A 6,628-nucleotide genomic window follows, 5' to 3' on the forward strand; every position below is an offset into this window, starting at 1 on the left:
TATAATTATTAAATAGCAGAATTATTGAATTTGTGAAAAAACACAATACAATTCCCAAAGGCTTTTCGTACCAAACTGTTGCCTAGCTACGCAAGTATTTTCTCATACACGTAAAATATTAATCTAGAAAAATCTTTAAACTGAAGCGTTCTGCAAGGTTCCTATCAATGATAATTTTAAGCATTGGGAGACCTTAGAAATAGAAGTTTATGAACGCAGCCGACGATAAAACGATTGTTCGTGAGTATTTTAATTCCACAGGGTTTGACCGATGGAAGCGGATTTATGGCGATGGCGAAGTTAACAAAGTCCAGCTAGACATCCGCAATGGACATCAACAAACAGTGGATACAGTAATCGGCTGGTTAAAAGCTGATAACAATTTAGCAACCTTGTCAATTTGTGATGCTGGGTGTGGTGTAGGTAGTCTCAGCATTCCTTTGGCAGCAGAAGGTGCTAAAGTCTACGCCAGTGATATCTCTGAAAAAATGGTAACAGAAGGCAAGGAAAGAGCCTTAGAAGCCTTGGGAAGTTCTGAAAATCCCACCTTCGCCGTGCAAGACTTAGAATCTTTAAGTGGTAGTTACCATACTGTGATTTGTTTGGATGTTCTCATTCATTATCCTCAAGATAAAGCCGATGAGATGATTTCTCATTTATGCTCATTAGCGCAATCACGGTTAATTTTGAGCTTTGCACCTAAAACCTGTGCGTTGACTCTACTTAAGAAAATTGGTAGCTTCTTTCCCGGCCCCAGTAAGACAACTCGCGCCTATTTGCACCGCGAAGCTGATGTCATCAAAATTTTAGAAACTAACGGCTTTGCTGTACAAAGAAAATCCTTGACTAAGACTCGCTTTTACTTCTCACGTCTCTTAGAAGCGACACGTGTTTAAGGCATTTCCAAGAATACTACATTGTTAATTGTTGACTGTTGACTATTAACGGTAAACAGTCAACAGTTAGCAACTTTTAGGCTAAATATTTGATTGTTAGGTGTTTTCTTCATTATTGCAAGCCATAGAAAGTTTTATACTTTCTTTACAAGATTCTTGCTAGCTTTGTGCAATTACTGGAACCTCAGCCAAAGTAAGGTTAGAATCGCAAGCAAGGTTCAACTCTGAGATGGAACTATGAAAACTGCTGAAAAATTAGCCGCAGGTTGGCTACTCACACTCGGATTTATGTTTTTAACCCTATCAGTCTCAGCAGGAATTGAGAAACATAATATGTTGAAGCCAATCCCATCAGCAATAGAGGATGATGATGGGCCGAACTTTGTGAATAAGGAGGCGTTGTATCTACTCGATACTACTGCTAGGCAAGGTCTAATTTTCGGAGTTCCGACTTTAATTTTGGGGGGATGGCTCAGTTTAGGATTGTATCGTCAAAGCAGGCAAGAGAAGAAAGCAATCAATCAACAAATGAACGATCGCCTGCAATCCATTTTCTATCAAATGCTACAAGAAAATAAGGGCAGAATGACTCTTGTCGGTTTTGCAATTAAATCGGACTTACCTGCGATCGCAGCTAGGCAGTATTTAGACGAAAAAGCTAAAGAATTCAATGCTAATTTTAAGGTAACCGAAGACGGTGGGATATCATATCATTTTGAGATTTAACTGAAATCTCTGTTAGCGGTTGATTTTGATTTACCGCTAGCTCATAACTTAATTTACAGCTAGGTCTAATGACGCAGATTTTTTTAAGTATAGCTGCCATTTTAGGCGGTTTATCTGTTGCCGGCGGAGCCTTTGGTGCCCATGCGTTAAGAGAAAAAATTAGTGAGCGATCGCTCGAAATTTTTGACACTGGCACTCGTTACCAAATGTACCACGCTCTAGCACTGTTGGTAGTAGCGCTGCTACTTAGTCGTACCGAGTCACCGCCAGCCACTCTTGTAGCAAGTGGTTGGCTGTTTATTATTGGTATTGCTATTTTCTCAGGGAGTTTGTACGCCTTGAGCTTGACTGGTGTGAAATCTTTGGGTGCGATCGCACCTATAGGAGGCGCAGCTTTTATCGCTGGTTGGGGTGCTTTAGCGATCGCTGCTTGGGGTTTGAAATTTTAGACTTTGAGACAATTAGGAGTTAGAAGTGAAGAGGAAAATTTTCTAACTCCTAATTCTTAGACGTAACAGCAAGTCATGTAAAGCCGCTTTTGCCGTAGGTGATTCAGGTAATTGGCTTTCAGCATAGGAATTCTGCAAGCGATCGCGTAATCGCTGATATTCTGTTTGATGGAAAGCAATATCAACATCTGATAAATAAGAATGTTCTTCCCCTGCTAGCTTTTGAGAAATTAAATCAGATATATAAGATAAATTAAATACTTGATTGAGCTTGACCAAATTAGCTTCAACTACTCCAGTTTGCATTAAATAAATTCCCGTCAATAGCACTCGATAAACATAGAGCAACGGCTTAATTCTGTGTGGCTGTGCTTGTTCAAAATGTTTCCATTGACTAGCAGCAAAACCAAAGTAATGATGACTGTGATGACGGGTAATACAATCTTTGGCAATAAATTTTAGCTCTTCATACTCTGGGACATTTTGCAATACTAAAGGAGAGTAGAGTTGTTCTAAAACATAGCCATTTTTTTTGAGAAGTAGCAAAAAGAATTTTTTGACATCGTGAGTTACTAAATCAATTTGTACAGAATCGCGGATTTCTGATATTTCAATAGTTTCAGCGCCAGTATCTAACCCTACTACTTCTGTCACTGGTAATATATGCACACCTCGCAAGTCATAATCTGAATCATCTGATGGAAAGCCATATAAATGAGAACCACTAATAGCGGCAAATAAAATTGGATAAGGCTGTTGCTGAATAACGGTACTAATGGAAGCAGGAATTTCCATATAATGATTAAATCAAATTTAAGCTAGGAATAAAGACTTTCGGCTTTGCAATATATTTTATTTGGAGGTTGGTTAAAGTAATTTAACAGCGCTGGACATAGCCAACCTTGCATCTTTTTCTTACTCCAAGAGTACCAGTGACCGTTATTTTCTACTCTTAGCCAAAACAGTTCTACTTGATAACCGGGGAAAGGATAAGCAGAAAATACAAGTTTGAAACCTTCATCAACATGGGCTACATCTTGAACTAGAGTATCAATCATTTCAGGTGTACCACTGATAAATGGTTCTTGGGCTAATCCCATATATTCATCATCAAATACCCATGTTTGAGATATTCTATATGGATAAATCACCATTAATGAGTTTGCCATGATTTTGATTTGGTTGTAAGTGAATTTTGACAGTATTTGCCAGCAATATCTATTAGTTTTTTAGCTACAAAAATACATTTTTATTAATTAATGGTTGTTATAGAAGATAATCTTTCATTTTTGATAACACTACGTTTTGAAGTTAATTGAAAGTTCCAAATAGGGCTAGAGAACGACAAGATGTAGATAACACTGATATAAGAAAAATCCAAAAAAGCCGCAGCTAGTCTTGGGAAGCTGAGGGATGAACTATCTAATCTCAAGATTGTAACAATGATATTTCATTAGTGACACTGTTATTTAAACTGAATTTGCAATAAAGCCAAAATTCTCGGTTTTACGTGAATTTTGTGCTAATTCAGTTTAATTACTGAGTATTAAATTAGAGATACATTAGTGAACTTGACGAAAATAAAAAGTATAATTCCTAACGCTTAAGGACGTAGTTAATTTTGCAACAAGTAGATTTAACTAATCTAATTCAATAGTACTTAAGGTTATAAGGAAATCTTCAGTAGGGTGTGTTACGGCTATGACAGGATATGAGACACAGAGACAATGAAATTGAGCCGTAACGCACCATCCATGCGAAGGTACCTTAGTCGCTAAGATAGTTATTTCGTGACAAATCATATTGGAAATCAGCGCCCTTCAAAAGGGGGACTTTGATAGATATTTTCTAGTTCCCCCCTTTTTTCAAGGGGGGATCTAATTTTATGCAGCCTCATAAAGAATTTGTATTACTGCCCAACATCTAAAGTAAAGTAGAAACTCTTGTCAACAATTTTATTGCTGCCATCATATTTAATCATAGGAATCATAGCTTGGTGCATTCCTGGTTCAACTTTCCAGCTTTGGGCGAAATTGCCAACTTTGTGACAAACACCTGCGTTAATTGGGAACTGGCTAGGAGTGGATAGAAAATTTTGATAACTCTCAACTCCATTTTTGAAAAGAAAAGCTTTCGCTTCTAATTTATTCAGGCTGACTGCATTAGGTACGCAATAGTTGAGATTCAAAACTTTTAAATTATCTCCTGCTTTAAGTGGAATCCGTTGATGCTTATTCACTTGTAGAGGTTCATCGCTATTAATCTGCACAGTAAGATTAGCAATACATACTTTAGATGCAACATTTGGACTACATTCTAAAGCAGTGGTAGTGTGAGAGATGACAACTGATTTTACTTCTGAGTTACTCTGGGAATTTTTATTAATTAACGCAGGAACTACAACACCTGCAAAGCCTATTAAAGCTACTACTACAGGAACAATTACTTTTTCCATTGAAAATCTCATATTATTTACCTCCACTAATTAACTTTTTTCTAACATCACTATATTGAGCGGCGGTTGCACATTGAATTTGCACCACAAATTTTGTAAATTTATTTTGCGGTGGGCATCTTAGCCGCACAAGTTCTGCAACTTTGGGCTGAACTTTTGAATATAAAAATCATATATTTATCTTTTAAAGAAGTCCCAGAAAGGCATTTCCGGTGATTTATCAAAATAGCGGAAAAATTTTTCCGTATTTTCAGATAATCGGAAAAACGCTATATTGAGATGCAGCTAAATTCAGCCTCGCTTGTAATGATGTCGAGGAATATGACAGAACAATGAACTCTTGGGAAGCTTTTCTGGTGATGGAGGTATGTCGTAAATATGGTTTGAGCCAGAAGGAAGAAGCAATTATTCTGGCGAAGTTTCCTGATGAGAATACTGTAAATGATAATAATCAGGTTGCGGAGCAATCATTAGAAAACCCTGAACTCCCCATCTCGGCTGAAACGGTGAGAAGGCAAATGTGGACAATATATAATGAACGCTTTTCTCCGCAGCAAGACCGTGAAGGGTTCCCAGATTACAATCAGAGAAGTAGAGGCAAAGATTCCAGATTTCTAGCTTGGCTTCAACCTAAATATTTGGCATGGTTGAGAACCCAAAATTCTTACGTTGCTCCTTCTGTTAAAACTTTCACAGATAACCCATTTATTCCCCTGAATGACATCATCACTGAGCAGCATCAATTGTTCGGTCGCGAAAGAGAAATTACAAGAGTATTTGAAACCCTAAATAGTGGTAGTAGCGTAGCGCTGATTGGTGAGAAAAAAATTGGCAAGTCCTCCTTACTTCAGGCTATTTACCAACAAGCACAACATCGACTACTAAAACCACGCAAGCCAATTTATCTCAACTTAAGCCTAATTTTTAATGATGATGATTTTTATGATGAACTCTGCTATCAGGTGGGAATAGCTGTTAGCAAAGGTCGGCAATTAATTCGGGAGTTACAAAAACAGCAATTGTTGTTGTTATTAGACGAAGTACAACAAATGACTTGGGGTGGTTTCACTAGGGAATTACGCCAACAATTGCGCGGTTTAGCTGACGGACAAGCTAACCCACCACTGCGCTTAGTGATAGCAGCTAGCGAACATCTGGATGTTCTGTTTCCTGATAGCCGAGATAATCCTTCACCGTTTCAAGGCGTTTGCATTGAAGAAGTTATTCAGCCTTGGGACGAAAATATTGTGCGTGGTTTTATTGACAGTCGGTTAGCGAATACTCAGGTGAGTTTTACGGAAGAGGAGATTATTCAACTTATCCAAGAAAGCAGCGGACACCCCCAACGGCTTATGTATTTGTGTCATCGAACTTACTCGCGGTATATGGAGGGTATGAAAACTGCGTTATGAGTCAACACCAGCCTGTACCACGTTTAAATTTAGCGCCTAAATTAGACCGTCGCCTGTCGCTGTGGAATCCCTTAGATTATCTACGCCTGTTGTACTGGGTATTTTATTTTCCGCAAGCTTTGCTATGGTATGTAGATACTTTCGGGGGTGGGTATATACCTGAAAGTGCAATGAAGTGGAAAAATCCCATCCAGCGTCAGTTGTTTTTCCAAGGGTTGGTGTTAACAGTAGTTACACCAGTGGTTGTCAGTATAATTTTTGAGACAATAGGCGTTCCTGTTGACTGGTTCGGCGTGGCGTTCAGCGTGGTGGTAGGAGCGTACGGCGTGGCGTTCGGCGTAGTAGTAGGCGAGAGGCTTGGCTTGGCGAGAGGCGTGGCGTTCGGCTTGGCTTTTGGCGTGGCGCTAACCGTGCCGCTAGGCGTGGTGAGAGGCGTGGCGTTCGGCATGGCATTCGGCGTGGTGGTAGGCGAGAGGCTTGGCGTGGCGGTAGGTGTGGTGCTAGGCGTTGCGGTAGGCGTAGTGTTCGGCGTGCCGCTAGGCGTTGCGGTAGGCGTGGTGGTAGGCGTGGCGCTAGGCGTTGCAGTAGGCGTGCCGCTAGGTGTGGCAAGAGGCGTGGCGCTAGCTGTGCCACTAAGCGTGGCGAGAGGCGTGGCGAGAGGCGTGGCGGTAGGCGTGGCGGTAGGCGTGG

The 6,628-nt window shown here is 40.0% G+C and carries 8 protein-coding genes; 4 read left to right on the plus strand and 4 right to left on the minus strand.

Annotated features, from left to right (window positions below):
• Window positions 1-209: 209 nt before the first annotated feature.
• The 3 genes from bchM to AACU25_RS03130 all read left to right on the plus strand — a co-directional run bounded on the left by bchM (window position 210) and on the right by AACU25_RS03130 (window position 2,071).
• Window positions 210-896, plus strand: coding sequence for a magnesium protoporphyrin IX methyltransferase (bchM, locus tag AACU25_RS03120; RefSeq protein ID WP_045869519.1), 687 nt, complete (start codon window positions 210-212; stop codon window positions 894-896).
• 237 nt (window positions 897-1,133) lie between these two features.
• Window positions 1,134-1,622 carry a hypothetical protein gene (locus tag AACU25_RS03125; protein ID WP_096573864.1) on the plus strand — a complete coding sequence of 163 codons (489 nt, stop codon included), beginning with the start codon at window positions 1,134-1,136 and terminating at the stop codon, window positions 1,620-1,622.
• 68 nt (window positions 1,623-1,690) lie between these two features.
• Entirely contained in the window at window positions 1,691-2,071 is a 381-nt protein-coding gene (locus AACU25_RS03130; RefSeq protein ID WP_096573865.1) for a DUF423 domain-containing protein, read from the plus strand.
• A 42-nt stretch (window positions 2,072-2,113) separates the two neighbouring features.
• Here the strand turns inward: AACU25_RS03130 and AACU25_RS03135 are convergent, their stop codons facing one another.
• The 3 genes from AACU25_RS03135 to AACU25_RS03145 all read right to left on the minus strand — a co-directional run bounded on the left by AACU25_RS03135 (window position 2,114) and on the right by AACU25_RS03145 (window position 4,526).
• Window positions 2,114-2,866, minus strand: coding sequence for a nucleotidyltransferase domain-containing protein (locus AACU25_RS03135; protein WP_096573866.1), 753 nt, complete (start codon window positions 2,864-2,866; stop codon window positions 2,114-2,116).
• A gap of 23 nt (window positions 2,867-2,889) precedes the next feature.
• Window positions 2,890-3,240: a DUF6717 family protein gene (locus AACU25_RS03140; RefSeq protein ID WP_096573867.1), complete on the minus strand. Its 351-nt coding sequence runs from the start codon at window positions 3,238-3,240 to the stop codon at window positions 2,890-2,892.
• Window positions 3,241-3,980: 740 nt separating this feature from the next.
• Window positions 3,981-4,526 carry a hypothetical protein gene (locus AACU25_RS03145; protein WP_096573868.1) on the minus strand — a complete coding sequence of 182 codons (546 nt, stop codon included), beginning with the start codon at window positions 4,524-4,526 and terminating at the stop codon, window positions 3,981-3,983.
• 332 nt (window positions 4,527-4,858) lie between these two features.
• Here AACU25_RS03145 and AACU25_RS03150 point away from each other — a divergent pair, with 332 nt between their 5' ends.
• Window positions 4,859-5,938 carry an ATP-binding protein gene (locus AACU25_RS03150; protein WP_096573869.1) on the plus strand — a complete coding sequence of 360 codons (1,080 nt, stop codon included), beginning with the start codon at window positions 4,859-4,861 and terminating at the stop codon, window positions 5,936-5,938.
• A gap of 300 nt (window positions 5,939-6,238) precedes the next feature.
• Here AACU25_RS03150 and AACU25_RS03155 read toward each other — a convergent pair.
• Window positions 6,239-6,628: hypothetical protein (locus AACU25_RS03155; protein ID WP_339381997.1), on the minus strand; the 390-nt coding region annotated here is incomplete at its 5' end.

This window comes from Tolypothrix tenuis PCC 7101, from assembly GCF_963874875.1.
GTDB classification, from domain to species: domain Bacteria; phylum Cyanobacteriota; class Cyanobacteriia; order Cyanobacteriales; family Nostocaceae; genus Aulosira; species Aulosira tenue.

Coding starts and splice junctions, on each gene's coding strand:
- bchM (WP_045869519.1), top strand. CDS start 210: ATGAACGCAGCCGACGATAAAACGATTGTTCGTGAGTATTTTAATTCC.
- AACU25_RS03125 (WP_096573864.1), top strand. CDS start 1,134: ATGAAAACTGCTGAAAAATTAGCCGCAGGTTGGCTACTCACACTCGGA.
- AACU25_RS03130 (WP_096573865.1), top strand. CDS start 1,691: ATGACGCAGATTTTTTTAAGTATAGCTGCCATTTTAGGCGGTTTATCT.
- AACU25_RS03135 (WP_096573866.1), bottom strand. CDS start 2,866: ATGGAAATTCCTGCTTCCATTAGTACCGTTATTCAGCAACAGCCTTAT.
- AACU25_RS03140 (WP_096573867.1), bottom strand. CDS start 3,240: ATGGCAAACTCATTAATGGTGATTTATCCATATAGAATATCTCAAACA.
- AACU25_RS03145 (WP_096573868.1), bottom strand. CDS start 4,526: ATGGAAAAAGTAATTGTTCCTGTAGTAGTAGCTTTAATAGGCTTTGCA.
- AACU25_RS03150 (WP_096573869.1), top strand. CDS start 4,859: ATGAACTCTTGGGAAGCTTTTCTGGTGATGGAGGTATGTCGTAAATAT.